The organism is Pedobacter psychroterrae (assembly GCF_004331695.1).
GTDB lineage: Bacteria > Bacteroidota > Bacteroidia > Sphingobacteriales > Sphingobacteriaceae > Pedobacter > Pedobacter psychroterrae.
Genome location: NZ_SJSL01000010.1, coordinates 58762 through 79986 on the forward strand (window position 1 = coordinate 58762; position 21225 = coordinate 79986).

Below are 21225 nucleotides of genomic sequence, written 5' to 3' on the forward strand. Positions count from 1 at the left end.
ATGAAATTATTTATCCAAAAAATATTGCTGCTCTGCTTAATATTGCTGGTCATCTTGTGTTATCCCCTCTATATTCTTTACAAGGCAGGTGAATTTGTTGACCCCGACACGATTATAAACAGACAACGTAAAGAACATAATCTATTTCATCAGGCTTACACTGACGAATCAGGATATATCAAGTTGCGTAATGTAAGACTCCGAAAACCTGAGGTGCTCGTTTTGGGTTCATCAAGAGTGATGGGTTTCAGGAGTTTCTTTTTTAAAAATGAAAGCTCATTTTACAATGCCAGCAGAGGGGCACAGAGTACAAAAGGGCTTAATGATTTTTTAGATAGCATACCGGATGTATCCCCGAAAATATTGATGGTTAGCCTGGACCAGTTTTGGTTTAATGAGCGGTCTAAAAGTTCTGCCTTTCCTATGAGTCTCAAAAGGCATTACTCGCTTACCTCTACCTTTCTTTCCTCATTTGAGCGGGTTTGCTTTGATATTCTGCGAGGAAAGGCGTCGTTTAACAAAATCAACGCATCAAATGACAATATCGGATTGTTTGCAATCATGCGTGATGAAGGTTTCCGGTACGATGGTAGTTTTAAGTACAACAAAGGATCGAGGCAAGAGGCAGACTCCCTGCAGATATTTAAGGAAAACTACAACAGCATTGAAGAGGATGCGAATCACTATGAACACGGTGCCGTACTAAGCAAGGAGGACCTTCGTGAGCTGACTATTTTTTTAGAGCGATGTAAGAAAAGGAATATCCACGTAGTAGCATTTTTGCCACCATATGCACCATTTATATGGGATAAGCTTCTCGAAAACAAATCGAAATATCAGTACATGTTTGAATTGCAAAAGACATTACCTGTTCTATTCGCAAAATACGATCACAAATTTTTTGATTTCAGCGATATCACAAAGATAGGTGGCAACAATCAGGAAGCATTTGATGGTTTGCATCTGTCAGAGAATGCTAACTTACGGATGATGATAGAAATGTGTAAGCAGGATACTACTTTAAACGGACATTGCAATCTTGAACATTTGACTGGACTGTTAAGAAATGCCGACAGCCCCAGGAATATCCTAAAAGATGGACGGTAATTTACAAAAGAAATTACGACATTACATACTTATAATAGTTTTGGCCAACCTCTCCACAGTGTGAGAGATAGTTTTCCCGGGAATGTCTCGAATCCAAATCCACACGCTTTTACGATAGAGGTCAACAGCCAATTAAAGCCCTGATTTTCGAGTTTAGCGTGTCTGAAAATTGGGGGGAGGTCAATAAATTTGAATTCTCGTTAGCAAACCGGTTCGAAATCCGGGAGGGTTACAGAAGAAATTTAAACTGATCAAGTAGGTAATGTTTTATGGTTTTATTATCCATAATATGTATTTTGGTATAAAAAGCGCATAGCAGGTATATAACGGCAATTTCTCGATAATTATGAAATATCACAGATAATGTTTAATTTTGTACTATAGCAATTGCAATTAAAAAATACAGACAAAAAGGTGAGTGATTCGGTGAGTCACTTTTTAAAAACCTTCCAAATAGCCTTTAACGCTGAAAATTGAACTAAGTTCACATCCCAGCGGGATCACAAAAGCCTCACAGAAATGTGAGGCTTTTTTATTTTAAACCTACTCCAATTAAAGTTCTGGGAGTAGCGATTGGGATTGATTGATCACATTTTCCAACCTTCCCTTGACTATGAATATCCATAGTCAAGGGAAGTTAACTTTTCTTTGACAATGGATATTTTTCCTAAATTTGTGATATATAAGCAAACAAAGTGCTAATGCTTTTATTAAAGATTTTTGCAACCTAGGCATACTATCTGAACAGACTGGTTATAAGCGAAATAGAATATTTACCTTTACGGAATATTTAAGATCATTTCAGGAATAATATATTGGATCGTTTAAGATCCATGATTTATTTTAACAAAGACAAAAGCCGGTCTGGAAAAATGCTAGCTATTGAAATCGTTGTGGTCTGCATCATTTAAAATATTAAAAAGGCAGGCCATTGGAAGAAACGGCCTGCCTCAGGGTACACTTTGTACCTTGCCTGGGGAACTCCCACATAGAGAATCTCCATATTGATCACACTAGGGTCCCTTGTCTTATTGATATAATTAGCATTATCTCCTATAAACCAATAGTACGGGCCAATAGCAGAATTGTGAACTTCTTCTATCTGAGTTGCAAAGAAGGCCTCAAAATCAATAAGGCCCAAGTCCTTTTCTGATTTTTTATCAATTGTGCGTTAGAAAATCTATATTTAGTCTTTCATAGCCAAATAAAAATAGTGTACTAAATGTTCAGACCAATCAACAAGAAAACCAAGGTAGTTTTTAGAATTGTACTGGTGATTTTAATCGCTGGTTTTACCATGCAGTTCAAGCCTACCGGAAATACACCCTTACAGATTAAAAAGGATAACCATATCGTACTGATAGGAAACAATTTAGGATCCAGGATGATGAACTATGGTCACTTTGAAACGGAGCTGCACCTGAGGTATCCGGAATACAATCTTTTTATCCGCAATATGTGTGACGGTGGAAATACACCGGGTTTCAGGCCTCATGCCAGCAGACCATCGCCATGGGCATTTCGTGGTGCTGAGAAGTTCCAGACCGAGCTGGCGACCCCTTCCGATAGCGAAGGACATTTTGATACCGAAGACCAGTGGCTTACCAAGCTTAAGGCGGATGTGGTCATTGCTTTTTTTGGTTACAATGAGTCTTTTGAAGGTGCCGAGGGACTTGAAAACTACAAAGCCGAGCTGGATGCCTTTATTAAACATACACTGAAACAACAATACAACGGCCGTAGTACGCCACAGTTAGCAGTGGTATCGCCGATTGCTTTTGAAGACTTATCAAAACAATACGACCTGCCGGATGGCAAAAAAGAAAATGCCAATCTTGCGCTTTATGCAGCGGCGATGAAAGAAGTGGCCGCCGCCAATAACGTAGTTTTTGCGGAAGTATATACGCCAACAAAAAAATGGTTTGATGCCGCTGATCAGCCATTGACGATCGATGGATCGCAACTCAGCGAGGAAGGATATGCGGGTTTCGCAACACTGCTTGCCGATCTTGTTTTTGGCAAAGTTGCGGTTAAAAATGAGGCCAATAGGGTAGGTGTACGTTCGGCGGTACTGGAAAAAAACTGGATGTGGCACAACGATATAAAAATACCTAATGGCGTACACGCTTACGGGCGTCGTTATAATCCTTTCGGACCGGATAATTATCCTGCAGAGATTAAGAAAATCCGTGAAATGACCCTGATCAGGGACACCGCAATCTGGCACGCAGTACAAGGAAAGCAAATGAACCTTTCAAAATCAGACGCTAAGACTACTTCTCTGCCGGAAGTAAAGACCAATTATAACGCCGGAAAGAACGGAAACCTAGACTATTTGTCGGGAGGTGATGCCTTGAGTACGTTGAAGATGGCTCCGGGATTTAAAATAGACCTTTTTGCCTCAGAACAGGAATTTCCTGATCTTGCCAAACCTTTTCAACTAACCTTTGACACAAAGGGCCGTCTTTGGGTAGCCACCATGCCAAGTTACCCGCACTACAAGCCCGGCGATACAAAACCCAATGACAAGCTCATCGTACTGGAAGATACGGATGGAGATGGAAAAGCAGATAAGCAGACTACATTTGCGGATGGTCTGCATTTACCTGTTGGATTTGAAATCACTGCTGACGGTGTATATGTTTCGCAGGGTACCAATTTTATGCTCTTGAAAGATACTGACGGAGATGGCAAGGCAGACAAAAAAGAAATTTTGCTAAGTGGTTTTGATGACCACGATACCCATCATAACATTCACGCCTTCACTGTTGATCCTTCTGGCGCTATCTACATGGGAGAGGGGATATTTCTGCATACCAACGTGGAAACTTCTTATGGACCTGTGAGGGCTACCAATGGTGGCTTTTATCGTTATAGTCCGCAACTCCATAAACTTGAGCGTACGGCGCAACCGTATGTGCCAAATCCATGGGGGATCGCTTTTGACGATTGGGGACAGAATTTTTACGCAGCCACCTCGAGTCCGGATGTGCGCTGGATGATGCCTGCTTCGGTAAAACCAAGATATGGTGTGGAAACACCAGCCTCCAGGGATCTGATTCAGCCGGAACACAGTGTACGGCCTACTTCAGGTCTGGAATTTGTATCCAGCAGGCATTTCCCTGATGAATGGCAAGGGGATTTTCTCATCAATAATACCATCGGTTTTCTTGGAACCAAGCAACATACATTGACTGATGAGGGGACAGGATATAAAAGCAGACATAGGCAGGACCTGATGGTTTCTACAGACAAGAATTTTAGGCCTGTGGCCATGCAGTTTGCCCCGGATGGTTCTTTGTATGTGGCCGACTGGCACAACATACTGATCGGTCATATGCAGCACAATGCCCGGGATCCACTGCGGGATCATGTGCATGGCAGGATTTACCGCATCACCTATCCTTCAAGGCCACTGGTTGTCCCTGCTAAAGTGGATGGGGCCAGTATTTCAGCTTTGCTGGAGAATCTGAAACTTCCGGAATATAGGGCGAGATACCGCACGCGTGCAGAATTGCGAGGGCGTAAAGCTGCTGAAGTATTGCCGCAACTTAAAACCTGGGTAGCCGCACTAGATAAAAATGATCCAAAATACGAACACCATGTCCTTGAAGCATTGTGGGTAAGTTGGGGTTTGAACAAGGTCGACAGGCAACTATTGCTTCAGATGCTTCAGGCAAAAGATTATCATGCCCGTGCAGCCGCAGTACGGGTGCTGAGGTATACCGGACACCAGGTTACGGATCAGCATGAATTGCTGATGCAGGCAGCGGCTGATAAACATGGCAGGGTAAGATTGGAAGCAATAGTAGCTGGTTCATGGCTTCCGTCCGAGATGGGACTGTCTGTTTTGAAAGAGGCAGCTAAGAGCGAAATTGACGAGTGGATGAAGCCTGCTTATGAAACAGCGATGGCTCACCTGAATGGAAGACCTGCAGCGGAGAAGAAGGTTGTGAAAGAAGAGATTGATCTGAAAGGAGCGGAGCGTGCCTTATATGTAAAAGGTAAAGCGATCTATGCAAAAGAGGGCTTTTGCATTACCTGTCACCAACCGAATGGAAAGGGGCTGCCTTCCTCAGGCTTTCCTCCTTTAGCAGGGACTAAATGGGTAACCGGAAGTCAAGACCGCCTGATTAAACTGGTATTAAAAGGGCTGCACGGACCAATTGAAGTGAACGGGAAAAAATATGCCGGGCAGGTACCTATGACTCCTTTTGGAGGGATGCTGAAGGATGATGAAGTAGCCGCTGTGCTCACTTACGTAAGAAATAATTTTGGTAATAAGGCAGCAGCAGTATCTCCGGCTAAGGTGAAAGCTGTCAGGAATGCTGTAAAGGCTAAAACTGGATTTTATGCACCTGCAGAATTACTCAAACAACATCCTATGGAAAAATAAGTATATACTATTTATTTTTCTGCAAATCTGAACGATTGAAAATACTGTTTTGGTCTGGTTCATTGCCTGTCAGCACAGCAACAACATTTTGCACGGTAAGGTAACACATCTTCTGATAAGTGGCAGCTGTCAAACTGCCTGAGTGTGGTGTAATGATAGTTTTTGGATGATTTATGATCGGTTCATCTTTAAGGGGTGGTTCCTCGGGCAATACGTCCGCTGCGAAGCCTGCTATTTTAGCATTGTCGAGCGCTTCTAGCAGCACCTGGTGATCTATCAATGCTGCACGGGCAGTATTGATCAGCAATGATCCTGGCTTCATCAATTCAATTTGATCTGCGCCAATTAATTTGTCTGTTTCTGAGGTCAAAGGTAAATGAAGACTGATCACATCTGATTGGCGCAACACTTCATCCATTGTCAAAAGGCTGGCAGTAGAATCCTTTGCCGATCTGCTCCAATAGATGACATGCATGCCAAAAGCTTCTCCCAGTTTGGCCACGCGCTGGCCAATGTTACCCATTCCAATTATTCCCAGGGTCTTACCGTTCAGTTCGTCCCCAGAATACTGATTGCGCCAGTTCCAGTTGCCCTGTTTCACCTGTCGCGCAGATTCATACATATTGCGCATCAGCATCAGCATCAGGGAAAAGGTGTGCTCGGCGATCGTAGCGGCATTAGAACCAGGCGCATTGATCACCATAACGTTCCTGGAAGTGGCTTCATTCACGGCTACGTTGTCCAGGCCCACCCCACACCTTGCTACTACTTTTACAGCCGGAAAGGCTTCCAGCAGCGCTTTGTCAATCTGGCCTTTTCCACGGGTAATTATTGCATGGATTTCCTGCGTATCCACAGCTGTTTTCAGAGATGCCTCATCATAAGCAGTAAAGACGTTTACATGTTTGCTAAGATAACCGAGGGCCTCATCGGCAATTGTTTCCAGCAAGAGAACATTTTTTTTCATTGATTATTTATGGTATAAAGTGGCAGTATCTGATCTGAATCCTCTAAAATCATTTCTATTTGATACATACAGTCCCTCTTCGTAAAGTTCGTCCTGAAATATTAAGGGGTCAACCTCACTTCCTGGTACCGAAGATATTTCTACCAGGTTGCCGGCAGGGTCCCTGACAAACATTTGCATGGCTCCGTCAGGGAGTTTACGCACTTTCCCCCATGGGTTTATATCAATAACATTCAGTTCCTTCATGCGAAAGAAAATGCTGTTAAAATCGTCTACCTCTACGCAGATATGCCCCCGGAAGGAGGTAGGATCATTTTCCCATTCGGAAATATGCAATTGCTGTTCGTCGTTAAATTTAAAAAACATAACCGGATAGTCGAACCGAAAGGCCGCCAATGGTTCCAAACCCAATTCATTCTGATAGAATTCGGTTGCTTTCTCCAGATTGTCTACAATTACTGTTACGTGATTAATTTTAAGTGCTCGTGCCATAGTGATAAAATTATTTATATTTTTTGTGTGAATTCCTTCACAAAATCCCATTGTGGAGTTAAGCCTAGTCCTGCAGCGCGGGGTGCAGAAATAAAGCCATCTGTTACGTTAATCTGTTCCTTTACCAAGTCATACATCATTGGGTTTCCACCTAATGAAAATTCAATGATTATGGCTGATGAGGACGCAAAGGCCACATTTAAACCCGCCATAAAGGAAAAGGCAGATCCCCAGCAATGCGGAGCCAGTTCCAGTTGATGTACATTGGCCAGATGGCCCACACGCATCGCTTCGGAAATACCGCCAATGATGGCCGCATCTGGTTGAATAACATCAAGCGCCCTTAACTCCAGCAAGTCGCGAATGTCAAAACTAGTATACTCACTTTCTCCTGCGGCTATAGGAATGGCTGTTGACGCCCGTACTTCTGCGGTACCATGCCGGTTATCAGGACTTATTGGTTCTTCAAACCAGTAAAGGTTACAGTCTTCTACTCCACGGCAGAACTGTTTGGCCTCAGGTACGCTGAAGGTTCCGTGGGCATCAGCCATTAATTTTATATCTGGTCCAATTGCTTTTCTTGCAGCCTTTACACGTTCAATGCTGTTTTGAACCGTTTCGTCCATAATGCCTACACGCATCTTTACAGCTTTAAATCCTTTTTCTATATAGCCATTTAGCTGTGCTCCAATGTTTTCTGCATTAGCCCAGCCGCCGCTGGCGTATGCGGGCATCTGATCCCTGCAGGCACCGCCGAGCAAGTCCATTACCGGAACATTTAAGGCTTTTCCTTTTAAGTCCCATAACGCAGTGTCTACACCACTCATTGCAGATATGGTTAGGCCTCTTCTCCCAAGAATTGGGAATTTTCTGCCTCTTGAAAGGGCATAATGGTCACGTGTTCCATTATACATCATCTCCCAAAGACGGGTGATGTCTTTGGCATCTTTACCTAATAAAACTGGTTTAAGTTCGTTTTCGACACAGCTGACAATAGCTGCGCATACGCCAGAGGAGCCTACTGCAGCTTTAGCTTCCCCAAAGCCCTGTAGTCCATCTTCTGTGGTAATTACTACGAGTGCCATGTCAAAATTGGTCAGCAGCCCATAGTCAGAGAAATGTTGCTTTTCTTTAGGGATTGGACAACGTAGCCAAAATGCTTCGACGTTGGTTATTTTCATTTTTAGTAATTTTTAGGTAAAGTGATTAATTTAGATAAGGTTTCAAAAGATTTACGTGTCAGCATTGTATAGAATTCATCCGTCACAGAAGTACTGCCGTGATCTTCTAAAAATTTCTTCTGTTCGCGGGATAAATCTTCAGGGTTTTCGTCGATGGAATTTGGGTAAGGATTTGCCGGAGTTCGGTCGAGCGGCGAACAAAATTCTACCGACAGCACTTCATCGTATCCTACCTCATGAAGTGTATCAATTATTTTGCTCCAGTCCAGCGTACCCATCCCCGGAGCCATCCGGTTGTTGTCGGCCACATGAAAACCTACCAATTTTCCCTTTGCTCTTTTGATGGCATCGTATAGATTGTCCTCTTCAATATTCATATGAAAAGTATCCAGACAAACACCACAATTAGGGCCTACTGCTTCTGCAAGAACGAGTGCTTGATCGCCTCTGTTTATAAAGTATGTTTCAAACCTGTTAATCGGTTCAATACCTAGTAAAATCCCTGAGCTTTCGGAATATTCGTACACTTCTTTTAAAGATTCTACTGCCCATTGCCATTCTTCCTCAGGCCTTCCGTCGGGAACTATTTTTCCTACGGTGCCCGGTACTACCGACACCATATGGCCATCCAGTTCTTTTACCATCCGCACAACGTCTTTTACATACTGCACGGATTTTTCGCGCTGAGCTTCATCTTTTGCCAGAAGGTTGCGGTCTTCGAGCATCAGTGTAACCGATCCCCAGCAGGACAACCCATAGTCTTTCAATAGTTTTCTTACGTGTTTGGTGTCATATTGTTCAGGACTTCCTGCAATTTCAAGTTTCGTATAACCAAGACCAGAGACCCTCCGAATAGTCGTGTCTATTGTCTCGGATCTCATCCAATTATGTATTGATAGTTCCATGCTTTTATTTGGTTTGATTAATTTGTGCTGATAGGCAATTAAGGTTGTCTGTAAGCAACATTCATTTCTATTTTTCCTGCCCATTTTTTTGGAACGGGCTTGCCCAATGTCCAGTGTACTGCATTGATGACCAACCTTTGAAGTCCTTCTTCCTTAAAATCATCAGGATGTCCCAGTGTGGTCATGAATGTGTTTCCACCTGCAGCTGTTTTCCAGGTCCAGGCTACTGGATTGTCAACTGCTTTCTTGTCAGGTTGTACAGCTTTTCCCATCAGCAGCGGGGTAGATCCTTTAGCAGGATAGTCAGGCACCACATGATACAACCATGATCTGGCGTGAAATTGCGCTGGCACACCTGTTAGTATCGGATGTATAATTTGATCGGGAATCAGCGATACGTCAGTAGACGAGTTGTGCCCATAATGCGTGTGTCCGGATTTTCCCCATCCCGGAGGCGTTCCCAGCGCAAATTCTCCAAAAGCATTCCACTTTTCCAGTGGATGACCAGCAGGATAGTTAAAAGCATGTGTGGTAGTGCGAAAACCCATCACAGGTTTGCCTGAATTTAAATAATCTTCAATATACTTTAGCTGATCTGCTGGCAAACGTCTCCAGCGTAAATAGAATACTGCCAAATCAGCTTCTTTTAAAATGGATAGTCCCGGGATGTTTTCTTCCGATGTATGATCAGGTGATGATTTCAATACAACGGTACGCATTCCATAATTTTTTTCCAGCTCTGCCGCAATGAGCGGCATGGTCTCTTCACTGCTGTATTCGTGATCGCCAGTCACAAAGACAATGACGGGTTTTTTTGACTTTGTCTGTGAAGGTTGTCCGACTGAACAACCAGACGTTATCAGAATTATTACTGCGGTGATTAGGGTAGTCCAGATATCTCTCATCGTTTCATACGTTTATTATTTAGTTAGATCGCCTTGGTTTAATAATATCAATGAGCGGCCTATTCCAAAAATATGATTATTAAAATAGATATCAAGTTTAGTTTTGTGATCTTTGCAAAAAAGATTAATTATGAACTGGATTATATTGATTATTGCCGGCCTTTTTGAAGTAGCATTTGCCTCTTGCCTGGGAAAAGCGAAAGAGGCAACAGGAAATGATGCCTACGGCTGGTATGCAGGTTTCCTGATTGCACTGGTAATTAGTATGGGCTTATTGATCAAAGCAACGCAGACCCTGCCTATCGGAACTGCTTATGCTGTTTGGACAGGAGTGGGTGCTGTAGGCACAGTGCTGGTTGGGATATTTGTTTTCAAAGATCCAGCAACATTCTGGCGCATTTTCTTTATCATCACCCTTATCGGGTCTATAATTGGACTTAAAGCAGTATCGCACTAAAACTGTGATTATTACCCAATGAAATTGATTAGTAACCGGTTGAGTTCGTCTTTATTGGTGATGAACAAACCATGTGGAGCATCTTCAAAACGATAATAAGCAGCGTTAGGTAATTGCAGAGAGGTCAGTTCACTGGTTGCATCAATAGGCACGGTCTTGTCTGCATCGCCATGAATGATCATTACGGGTACAGTTATGGTGCTTAAATCTGTCCGAAAATCGGTTTCTGAGAAGGAGCGTACACATTCAGTCGTGGCCCTCGGGCTGGCTACAATCGCCAATTGATGCATCCAGTTTTGTATTTCCTGGCTCACTGGTTTATTTAGGATGCCTTCATTAAAAAATTGCTTGCCAAATTCAGTTAGGAATGCAGGACGGTCATCCTGGATTTTTGCGATCATCTCATCAAACATCTCCCTGGGTATGCCCTCTTCATGAGCGTCTGTTTTAACCATCAAAGGCACTACAGAACTAATCAGCACCGCTTTAGATACCCGAGACGAGCCATATCTGCCCAAATATCTTGCTACTTCACCACCACCCATTGAAAAACCCACGAGCGTAACATCCCAAAGGTCAAGCGTGGAAATCACTTCATGAAGATCATCGCTTAGTGTGTTGTAGTCATAGTTGTCCCATGGTTTATCAGACTGTCCAAATCCACGCCTGTCATATGAAATACAACGATAACCCGCGTTTACGAGCGCATTTACCTGGTATTCCCACATTTCATGGGATACAGGCCAGCCATGAATAAGTACAACTGGCTTACCTGTTCCCAGGTCTTCAAAAAATATATTTACAGAGGCAGGGTTTTCGTTATTTTTCCTAATATACGGCATGGTATTAATATTTATTTTAATTTGTTAACAACATCTCTGAGGGTTTGTTTGAACAAAACAGACAACATTTAGCTATAATAGCTAATTATACCCATCTTTGGGCCAATTATTAAAAGTAAGTTATTTACAAAGCACACAACAGCATGAACAAAGCTATTTTTTTAGACCGTGATGGAGTTTTAAATCATGAAATATACGACTACATAACGAGGGTGGAAGACTTTAAGATACTAGAATATCAAATTCCTCCTTTGAAAAGATTATATGATGAAGGATATCTGCTAATTGTGATTACCAACCAGGGCGGTATTGCATTAAAAAGATATAATGAGCAGGAACTTGGTATAATGCACCAAATGCTTAGAAATGAATTTGTAAAACGAAATGCCGATATAGCGGCGTTTTATTATTGTCCCCACCACCCAACTGTAGGTGAAGCATGCAAATGCAGGAAACCACTTTCAGGAATGTTGCTGGATGCAATAGATATGTTTGACATCGATCCGGCACTTTCGGTAATGATTGGAGATAAACCGCGTGATGTAGCTGCTGCAAATGGGGCAGGAGTGAAGGGTATCGAGATTGTTCCGGATGAGCAGATTGATTATGAACTGGTGAAAAAGGTGCTTTCAGGTACTGAAATGAAAACTAATTCCGCCGGGTTATTGAAACTGATGGCAGAGCAGAAATAAATTCAGGATGACGTTGCATATAACAAACAAAAAGCGGATGATTATAGAATCATCCGCTTTTTGTTTGTTATAAATTAATACCTACAAGCCTGCTGCTTTTTTATGATCAGCAAGGAAAGTTGCGAGTCCGCTATCTGTAAGCGGGTGTTTTAACAATGCGATAATTGCAGACAAAGGGGCAGTAATAACATCTGCTCCCAATTTAGCACATGCTACGATGTGCAATGGTCCGCGGATAGAGGCAGCCAAAATCTGCGTAGGGTATCCGTAATTGTCGAATATCAATCTGATGTCTTCAATTAATTGAAGTCCGTCAGTAGAAATATCATCGAGACGTCCTAAGAAAGGTGAAACATAGGTAGCACCTGCCTTTGCAGCTAATAAAGCCTGACCCGCTGAAAAAATCAACGTACAATTGGTCTTAATTCCTTTATCAGTAAAATATTTAATCGCTTTAACACCATCTTTAATCATCGGAACCTTAACAACTATTTTAGGATTTAAAGCTGCAAGCGCTTCACCTTCTGCTATTATCTCATCAAAGGTCGTGGCAATTACTTCTGCACTAACGTTGTCATCTACGATATCGCAAATTGCCTTGTAATGTGCCGTTACGTTTGCTCCGCCCGTAATTCCTTCTTTGGCCATCAGGCTTGGATTGGTTGTAACGCCGTCCAGAACGCCAAGATCGTAGGCTTCTTTTATCTGATCAAGATTTGCTGTGTCAATAAAAAATTTCATGTTTGTTTATTTACTTGTTGTTGAAATATTTAGGTTATTTAAATCTAAACGCCTAAATTAGGTATTTATCGGTGATTCTTTTAAGAAAAAATGGATTATCTATTAAAGACTGGATTTTTACCTGTTAGAAAAGTAAAAAATGGGCAAGCACCTCTTATCGCATCGCTACAACCTTCTACCCTTGCTTCGTTCCCGACCTGGGGGAGTTCAAAAGGAGCTGATCGTAAAAGACTTGCCCGGCACAAATGTAGTAAAAGACATCAATCTACAAAAAGGAAAATGCTAATTATTTGAAGTTTTTGCGGGAAATAGCGGTAAGGTGTTGATGTTAAATCAATTGTAGTTTAAAATTAATTTATTGACAAACAGACTGAAATTCAAAGGATGCATTGTTAAAAATAATTCTAAATAATGTCATTGTGAATCTTGTAATTTAAATCCATGCAATTTATGGATATTGTAATTAAGTTGTCAGATTATTACAAAGTACTGCATAATTCCTAAAAAATATATCAATATTATAATTCGTTGATTTTTTTTCGTATCTTAGTGTCCGAAATACACTATACCAAACTTATATTTAAACGGACTTATGGAACAATCACAAGATAACCAAGGGTTATATGACCAGCGTTTTGAACATGATGCCTGCGGCATTGGATTTGTTGCCCATATAAAGGGCAGAAAGTCGCAGCAGATCATTTCAGACGCCATAACCATTCTTGAAAATCTTGATCACCGCGGAGCAGTTGGGGCTGAAATCAATACAGGTGACGGTGCAGGTATCATGATACAGATACCACACGAATTTTTATATGACGAATGTCTTAAAATAGGATTCAGCTTAGACGAATCCGGAGATTATGGCGTCGGGATGCTATTCCTACCCAAAGATGTGAAGGCAAGAGAAGAATGCAGGGAAATTATTTATCGCGCAGCAGAAAAGCTAAACCTGGAAGTACTGGGTTTTAGAAAAGTATTGACCAATACGGATGGTATAGGTAATATGGCATTGTCTGTAGAACCAGAAATGGAGCAGGTGTTTGTGGCCCGTCCACATGCGGTAGCGGCAGGTGCGGATTTTGAACGGAAGCTTTATGTATTCAAAAATTATCTTTCAAAAACGATAAATACTACAGTAAAGGGTATTAACGGAGAGTTTTATATCGCTTCTTTTTCATCGAGGACTATTGTATATAAAGGTCAGTTAACTTCTTTGCAGGTTAGGACCTATTTTACCGAGTTAAGCGATAAGCGTGTTGTTTCTGCCTTCGGCTTGATTCACTCACGTTTTGCTACCAATACGTTTCCCTCATGGAAATTGGCGCAACCGTTCAGATATATTGCACACAACGGGGAGATTAATACATTGCAGGGCAACTTAAACTGGTTCAGGGCCAGTGTTAAGTCATTCGCCTCATCTTATTTTACACCTGAAGAATTAAATATTTTATTGCCTGTAATTGATGAGACAAACTCGGATTCAGGATGTCTGGATAATGTAGTAGAGCTATTGCTGCATTCAGGCCGTTCATTGCCACATGTACTAATGATGCTGATTCCTGAAGCATGGGACGGTAATGAGGATATGGATGAGCTAAAAAAAGCTTTCTATAAATTCCATGCTACTTTAATGGAGCCATGGGATGGGCCTGCTGCCGTTTCGTTTACAGACGGTAACCTGATCGGTGCTACACTGGACAGAAACGGATTGCGTCCGCAACGTTATGCCATTACCGAAGATGACCTGGTGATCATGGCGTCTGAGGCCGGTGCACTTGCACTGGACCAAAGTAAGATCATTGAAAAAGGGAGACTTACTCCAGGTAAGATGTTTGTAGTAGACATGGAGCAAGGCCGTATCATCTCTGATGAAGAAATCAAGCAGCAGGTATGTGGCAAGAGGCCATATAGCGACTGGATCAATAAATACCAGATCAAGCTGGAAGAGCTTCCTGAACCCCGTGTAGTATTTAGCGGCTTATCTCAGGAGTCTATATTCCGTTACCAGCAGGTTTTTGGTTATACCAGGGAAGATGTCGAACTGGTATTAAAACCAATGGCTGCCGAAGGTAAGGAAGCAATAGGATCAATGGGTACAGATATTCCATTGGCTATATTGTCTCAAAAACCCCAGCACTTATCTTCCTACTTTAAGCAATTATTTGCCCAGGTAACCAATCCGCCTATTGACCCTATCAGGGAAAAAGTGGTGATGAGTTTGGCCGGCTTTATGGGTAATAATGGCAATATTCTGGAAGAAAATGCCATGCAATGCCATTGCGTGGGTATCAAACACCCGATATTGACCAATACAGAATTAGAAAAATTAAGAAGCATAGATACGGGTGTATTCCAATCCAAAACGTTGCAAACTTATTTCAGGGCTGATGGCAATCCTGGCGCTATGGCAAAAGGTATTGAAAGACTTTGCCGTTACGCTGTTGATGCCGTTGAAGATGGCTTCCAGGTAATTATTTTATCTGACAGGGCATTGGATTCTGAACATGCCGCCATTCCTTCATTACTTGCAGTATCTGCTGTACATCACCACCTGATCCGAAAAGGATACCGTGGTGCTGTAGGTATTGTGATTGAAGCAGGCGATGTATGGGAAGTTCACCACTTTGCTACTTTAATTGGCTTTGGTGCTACCGCAGTTAATCCCTACCTGGCTTTGGAGACCATCACCGGTTTTGAAAAAGAACTGGATATGAAAGCTGAGAAGCTGATCAAAAACTATACTTATGCCATCAATAGTGGCTTGCTGAAGATCTTCTCTAAAATGGGAATCTCTACCCTGCAGTCGTACCATGGTGCCCAGATATTTGAGATATTGGGTCTAAATAAGAGTGTAGTAGACAAGTATTTTACTGGTGCTGTTTCAAGAATAGGCGGACTTGGCCTGGATGAGATTGCGAAAGAAACCCTGATTAAGCACAACCGTATATTCAGATTGGCTACCCGTCCGGATGCGATATTGCCGACAGGGGGTAACTATAAATGGAAACGTAAAGGTGAGCAGCATTTGTTCAATCCGCAGACGATCCACTTATTGCAAAATGCCACTCGTAAAAACGATTACAATACTTATAAGCAATATGCAAAACTTGTTAACGAACAAACTTTACAAGCTTATACCATCAGGGGATTGTTTGAATTTAACTACAGTCGCCCGTCCGTTCCATTGGAAGAAGTAGAACCGATAGAAAACATCCTTAAGCGTTTTGCCACGGGTGCCATGTCATTTGGGTCAATCTCTCATGAGGCACACTCTACGCTGGCCATCGCAATGAACCGCATAGGCGGAAAGAGCAATACAGGTGAAGGTGGTGAGGATGAATTAAGATATGAACTATTGCCTAATGGCGATTCGATGCGTTCGTCTATCAAACAGATCGCTTCTGCACGTTTTGGAGTAACGAGTTATTACTTAACCAATGCAGATGAGTTGCAAATAAAAATGGCGCAGGGTGCTAAGCCTGGTGAGGGCGGACAATTACCCGGTCATAAAGTGGATGAATGGATCGCAAAGGTTCGTCATGCTACTCCTGGAGTTGGTTTGATTTCTCCTCCGCCACATCATGATATCTACTCTATTGAAGATTTGGCCCAGCTGATCTTTGACTTGAAGAATGCCAACCGTGCGGCCAGGATTAACGTAAAACTGGTATCTAAAGCAGGGGTAGGTACGATAGCAGCTGGTGTGGCCAAAGCACACGCTGATGTGATCCTTGTTTCGGGCTTTGATGGTGGTACTGGTGCATCACCGCTGACCTCTATCCAGCATGCTGGCTTGCCTTGGGAACTTGGCTTGGCAGAAGCCCATCAGACGCTTGTGAAAAACAGGTTGAGAAGCAGGGTAGTGCTGCAAACAGACGGTCAGTTGAAAACAGGAAGAGACATTGCCATAGCTACTTTATTAGGAGCAGAGGAATGGGGTGTGGCAACGGCAGCATTGGTTACTGCGGGTTGTATCATGATGCGTAAATGTCATCTGAATACCTGTCCGGTTGGTGTGGCTACACAAGATCCTAATTTAAGAAAACTGTTTACAGGAGAAGCTGATCACGTAGTGAATTTATTCCATTTCTTAGCTGAAGAGCTGAGAGAGACTATGGCTGAATTAGGCTTTAGAACTGTAGAAGAAATGGTAGGTCAGGCAGATGCATTGAGCGTTCGCCCGATAGATGATGCCAACTGGAAACAAAAAGACCTTGATCTTTCTGCGATTTTATTTAAAGCTCCTGATAACGGACTAAGCTTATACAATACTGAAGTTCAGGATCATGGACTGTCTGATATATTAGACCATAAACTGGTTGAAGCAGCGCAGCCTGCATTGTTCAACAAAGAACCGATCTATAAAGAGTTTGATGTCAAAAACACTGACAGGGCAATAGGCACGATGCTTTCAAACGAAGTCTCCAAAATCTATAAAGGTCAGGGACTTCCTGCAGATACCATCAACTTTAAATTCAAAGGTTCGGCAGGTCAGAGTTTTGGTGCCTTTACTGCTAAAGGTATTTCCTTACATCTTGAAGGTGAAGCCAATGACTATGTGGGTAAAGGTTTGTCAGGCGCCAGATTGTCTATCTATCCTTTCAGCAATATTAAATATGTACCAGAGCAAAACATCATCATTGGCAACGTTGCATTGTATGGTGCCACCTCAGGTGAGTTATTTGTAAGGGGTCAGGCCGGTGAAAGGTTTGCCGTACGTAACTCGGGTGCTACTGCAGTTGTAGAAGGATTGGGAGATCACGGCTGTGAGTATATGACAGGAGGAGAAGTATTGGTGATTGGTGGTACGGGCAGCAATTTCGCAGCGGGTATGAGTGGTGGAGTAGCTTGGGTATTTGATGCTAAGGGCGATTTCGCGAGCAAGTGCAACAAGGAAATGGTGGATCTTGATCCGCTGGATGAGCAGGATGAACTGCGTATCAATGTCTTGTTGAAGAAGCATGTGCAGTTGACCGATAGTAACCTAGCTAAGTTCTTGCTAAACGACTGGACTACACAATCAGCTCATTTCATCAAAGTATTCCCTAAAGAATACAAAGCAGTATTATTGAACAAAGCCAAAGCCACTGTTTAAGAGACCAAAACAAATGACCACAACTAATAAATCAAATAGCGCATAAAAATGGGAAAAGTAACTGGATTTTTAGAATATGAAAGAACTGCTCCTGCAAAAGAAGATGCAAAAGAGCGTTTAAAGCATTACAATGAGTTTGTAACGGCTTTTGAAATTGAACAGGTAAATAAAGAAGCAGCCAGATGTATGGATTGCGGAGTGCCATTTTGCCAGTCGGGTTGTCCGCTGGGTAATGTGATCCCGGAATTTAATGAAGCGGTATACAAGGGCGACTGGCATCTCGCCTCGACTATTTTATTGAGTACCAATAACTTCCCTGAATTTACCGGAAGGATCTGCCCGGCACCATGTGAATCTGCATGTGTACTTGGAATAAATAAATCGCCTGTTTCAATTGAAGAAATTGAAAAGCACATTATTGAAATAGCATTCAGCAAAGGATACATTAAAGCTGAACAGCCACTGATCCGTACCGGAAAAAAAGTAGCAGTAATCGGTTCAGGCCCTGCTGGTCTGGCAGCTGCAGCCCAACTGAACCGTGCCGGTCATGAAGTAGTAGTATATGAACGCGATGATACTCCGGGTGGTTTGTTAAATTATGGTATCCCTGATTTTAAACTTCAAAAAGATGTAGTTACCAGACGCATTGAATTGATGGAAAAAGAAGGTATCGTGTTTAAATGCAATTCAAATGTTGGAGTAAATGTAGAGCTTAATACCTTACTAAGAGATTTTCAATCTATTGTACTGGCCGGTGGATCAACCATACCAAGAGACCTTCCTGCTACAGGCAGGGATGCCAAAGGGGTATATTTTGCGATGGATTTCTTAAAACAACAGAACAAACGTGTTAAGAATTTCAATGTAACTGATGAAGCCATTCTGGCAACAGGTAAGGATGTGATCGTGATTGGTGGTGGTGATACAGGTTCTGATTGCATCGGAACTTCTAACCGTCAGGGTGCTAAATCTGTGACCCAGTTTGAGATCATGCCTATGCCGGGTTCAGCACGTACAGCTAATATGCCATGGCCTACCTACCCAATGCTGCTTAAAGTGACTTCTTCACATGAAGAAGGTTGCGAAAGAGGTTGGGGAGTAAATACCAAAGAGTTTATTAAAGACGAAAATGGCAACCTTAAAGCAGTTAAAGTGGTCGATGTGGAATGGGAAATAGATGCTACTGGACGTCCTTTGAACTTCAAAGAAAAGCCAGGTACTGAGCGCGATCTTCCATGTCAGCTTGTGTTACTGGCCATGGGATTCCTTCATCCTCAAAAAGAAGGCTTAATTGAAAAATTAGGAGTGGAGCTTGATAACAGAGGGAATGTAAAAGCCGAAGAAGGTAAATACCAAACCAATATAGCCAAGATCTTTGCTGCCGGTGACATGCGCCGCGGACAATCGCTGGTAGTTTGGGCTATATCTGAAGGCAGGGAAGCTGCACGTAAAGTAGACCAATACCTGATGGGACATAGTAGTTTACCATCCAAAGATGGCATTCCATACGCATAGACAATAATTCCTTTATTGCATACAAATGAAAAGCACTGGTATTTTGCCAGTGCTTTTTTTATGTTAAATGCTCATCGGTAACCTGTAACTGTTTGCTGTTGTTATTACAACCTCAATTTAGCAAAGAAATCCCAAAGAACAATCCCTGCAGAGATGACAACATTAAAAGAATGCTTGGTGCCAAACTGTGGAATCTCCACACACTCGTCAATTTGTTCCATTACCTCCTCATCAACTCCGTTTACTTCATTGCCAAAAATAAGTGCATACTTCCTGTCGGGTAGCGGTTTATATGTGTTTAGCATAATACTGCCCGCTGCCTGTTCGATTGCAATAATCCGATAACCGTCACTTCTTAAAGATGCGATGGCATCAGAGGTAGTTTCAAAATGGGTCCAGGCTACCGATTGGGTGGCACCCAAAGCCGTCTTTTCTATTTCACGGTGTGGTGGTTGTGCTGTAATCCCGCAGAGGTATAGTTTTTCAATAGAGAAGCCATCAGCCGTACGGAATATAGAACCGATGTTGTGCATACTGCGTAAATTGTCAAGCACAACAATTACCGGTAATTTCTCCTGTTCTTTAAATTCTTCAATTCCAACACGGTTTAATTCGTCTAATTTTAGCTTTTTCAAATGCCTGGTTTTATATTGCGCTTGCTCCGTTACCAATTTCGCTGATGTAAATTGCAGCAGGGTAGCCGATACGGTCTACATAAAAATCGGTAAGCTTTTTAGCGAAATCCTCCTCCTGTCCCTTTTTAAGCAGGGCAATGGCACAGCCTCCAAATCCTGCGCCGGTCATTCTGGCACCAATTACATGTTCGTAGTCATTACAAAATTCAACTACAGCATCCAGTTCAGCCCCTGTTACCTCATACAAATCTTTTAATGATTGGTGTGAAGCATACATTAACCGTCCGAATTCGGGTAAATTCCCATCATTCAATGCTTTGGCTGCTAAATTAACACGGTCATTTTCTTTAATCACGTGAGTGGCTCTTTTTAAAACTGTTTCATCTGAGATCAAATGACTATGCAGTGCAAATTTCTCTGAGTTTAGCTCACAAAGATTGTTTAACGTAATTTCCTGATTTAATTCTGATAAAGCAGTTTTGCATTCTGCCACGCGCTCATTGTACTTGGATTCAGCAAGTTTGCGTGGTTTATTGGTATTGATGATAGCAAGAAGATAATCGCCCAGGTTACAGTCAACAATCTTATATTTAAGTGTATCACAATTTAGTACAATGGCTTTATTGGCCTCACCAAAAGCAACAGCAAACTGGTCCATAATACCACAGTTAACCCCTATAAATTCATTCTCCACCTTTTGTGCCAGCAGCGGGATCTGTATTCTTTCCAGACCCAGATTGAAATAGTCATTTAAAGCATAAGCCATCACTACTTCGATAGAGGCAGATGAAGATAAACCTGAACCAATAGGGATGTCGCCGTAAAACAATAAATCTAAACCAGTAGGGATATCATGGTCTTTTAACAATTCATTAAATACCCCCAATGGATAATTAAACCATTCAGGGCCAGTTTTTGTATAAGATGGCTTTAGTTCAATAGTAGCTTCTTCTTCAAAATTCAAACTTTTAAACCGGATTACCTTTTCGTTATTGGGTGCAAGTACCAGCCATGTCCCCAAAGTAACGGCACATGGCATTACCAGGCCTCCGTTGTAATCAATATGTTCGCCAATCAGATTTACCCTGCCTGGTGTAAAATAGTGTTGCGTTGGTTCTTGTCCATATATCTCAGAGAATTTCTTAGTTAATTCCGCTTTCATTGTAATTTTTTAAATTAATGTTTTAGTTTTAATAAAGTATTGATAGTATTGCTGCAAATAAAATTGAACTCCTAATATACGACTCTGAAGCGAATGATTAGCTTTAAAAACCACATTTAAGACATATTTT

The 21225-nt window shown here is 42.1% G+C and carries 16 protein-coding genes and 1 other RNA gene; 6 read left to right on the forward strand and 11 right to left on the reverse strand.

Going from position 1 to position 21225, the window contains the following annotated elements; translation table 11 throughout:
* Positions 1–1107: a hypothetical protein gene (locus EZ437_RS20790; RefSeq protein WP_131598059.1), complete on the forward strand. Its 1107-nt coding sequence runs from the start codon at positions 1–3 to the stop codon at positions 1105–1107.
* A gap of 907 nt (positions 1108–2014) precedes the next feature.
* Here EZ437_RS20790 and EZ437_RS20795 read toward each other — a convergent pair.
* Positions 2015–2248 carry a hypothetical protein gene (locus tag EZ437_RS20795; protein WP_131598060.1) on the reverse strand — a complete coding sequence of 78 codons (234 nt, stop codon included), beginning with the start codon at positions 2246–2248 and terminating at the stop codon, positions 2015–2017.
* 81 nt (positions 2249–2329) lie between these two features.
* Here EZ437_RS20795 and EZ437_RS20800 point away from each other — a divergent pair, with 81 nt between their 5' ends.
* Positions 2330–5503: a PVC-type heme-binding CxxCH protein gene (locus EZ437_RS20800; protein ID WP_131598061.1), complete on the forward strand. Its 3174-nt coding sequence runs from the start codon at positions 2330–2332 to the stop codon at positions 5501–5503.
* Between the two features lie 7 nt (positions 5504–5510).
* On the opposite strand, the gene EZ437_RS20805 is transcribed toward EZ437_RS20800, so the two are convergent.
* From EZ437_RS20805 to EZ437_RS20825, 5 genes are all read right to left on the reverse strand, one after another.
* Entirely contained in the window at positions 5511–6470 is a 960-nt protein-coding gene (locus tag EZ437_RS20805; protein ID WP_131598062.1) for a 2-hydroxyacid dehydrogenase, read from the reverse strand.
* Between the two features lie 3 nt (positions 6471–6473).
* The gene (locus tag EZ437_RS20810; RefSeq protein WP_131598063.1) at positions 6474–6962 is read right to left on the reverse strand and encodes a VOC family protein; all 489 of its coding nucleotides are present in this window, start codon (positions 6960–6962) and stop codon (positions 6474–6476) included.
* 14 nt (positions 6963–6976) lie between these two features.
* Positions 6977–8143 (reverse strand): mandelate racemase/muconate lactonizing enzyme family protein, encoded by a 1167-nt coding sequence (locus tag EZ437_RS20815; RefSeq protein WP_131598064.1) that lies wholly within the window; start codon positions 8141–8143, stop codon positions 6977–6979.
* Positions 8144–8145: 2 nt separating this feature from the next.
* On the reverse strand, positions 8146–9024 hold the full coding sequence (locus EZ437_RS20820) for a sugar phosphate isomerase/epimerase family protein (protein ID WP_205942776.1): 879 nt from the start codon (positions 9022–9024) through the stop codon (positions 8146–8148).
* Between the two features lie 62 nt (positions 9025–9086).
* Entirely contained in the window at positions 9087–9953 is an 867-nt protein-coding gene (locus tag EZ437_RS20825; protein ID WP_131598066.1) for a ThuA domain-containing protein, read from the reverse strand.
* A 130-nt stretch (positions 9954–10083) separates the two neighbouring features.
* Between EZ437_RS20825 and EZ437_RS20830 the strand changes: the two genes are divergently transcribed.
* Positions 10084–10410 (forward strand): DMT family transporter, encoded by a 327-nt coding sequence (locus EZ437_RS20830; RefSeq protein WP_131598067.1) that lies wholly within the window; start codon positions 10084–10086, stop codon positions 10408–10410.
* An 11-nt stretch (positions 10411–10421) separates the two neighbouring features.
* On the opposite strand, the gene EZ437_RS20835 is transcribed toward EZ437_RS20830, so the two are convergent.
* A complete protein-coding gene (locus EZ437_RS20835; protein ID WP_131598068.1) occupies positions 10422–11252 on the reverse strand; it encodes an alpha/beta fold hydrolase in 831 nt (276 codons plus the stop codon).
* 143 nt (positions 11253–11395) lie between these two features.
* On the opposite strand from EZ437_RS20835, the gene EZ437_RS20840 reads away from it, so the two are divergent.
* A complete protein-coding gene (locus EZ437_RS20840) occupies positions 11396–11944 on the forward strand; it encodes a D-glycero-alpha-D-manno-heptose-1,7-bisphosphate 7-phosphatase (protein WP_131598069.1) in 549 nt (182 codons plus the stop codon).
* Positions 11945–12025: 81 nt separating this feature from the next.
* On the opposite strand, the gene fsa is transcribed toward EZ437_RS20840, so the two are convergent.
* Positions 12026–12685: a fructose-6-phosphate aldolase gene (gene fsa, locus EZ437_RS20845; RefSeq protein ID WP_131598070.1), complete on the reverse strand. Its 660-nt coding sequence runs from the start codon at positions 12683–12685 to the stop codon at positions 12026–12028.
* A gap of 138 nt (positions 12686–12823) precedes the next feature.
* Positions 12824–12923: signal recognition particle sRNA small type (ffs, locus tag EZ437_RS20850), an RNA gene on the reverse strand.
* 354 nt (positions 12924–13277) lie between these two features.
* On the opposite strand from ffs, the gene gltB reads away from it, so the two are divergent.
* Together gltB and EZ437_RS20860 are read left to right on the forward strand one after the other, a co-directional pair.
* On the forward strand, positions 13278–17783 hold the full coding sequence (gene gltB, locus EZ437_RS20855; protein ID WP_131598071.1) for a glutamate synthase large subunit: 4506 nt from the start codon (positions 13278–13280) through the stop codon (positions 17781–17783).
* 48 nt (positions 17784–17831) lie between these two features.
* Positions 17832–19298, forward strand: coding sequence for a glutamate synthase subunit beta (locus EZ437_RS20860; protein ID WP_131598072.1), 1467 nt, complete (start codon positions 17832–17834; stop codon positions 19296–19298).
* A 104-nt stretch (positions 19299–19402) separates the two neighbouring features.
* Here the strand turns inward: EZ437_RS20860 and EZ437_RS20865 are convergent, their stop codons facing one another.
* Entirely contained in the window at positions 19403–19933 is a 531-nt protein-coding gene (locus EZ437_RS20865; RefSeq protein WP_131598073.1) for an RNA methyltransferase, read from the reverse strand.
* 10 nt (positions 19934–19943) lie between these two features.
* Positions 19944–21095 carry a galactokinase gene (locus EZ437_RS20870; RefSeq protein WP_131598074.1) on the reverse strand — a complete coding sequence of 384 codons (1152 nt, stop codon included), beginning with the start codon at positions 21093–21095 and terminating at the stop codon, positions 19944–19946.
* Positions 21096–21225: the final 130 nt, after the last annotated feature.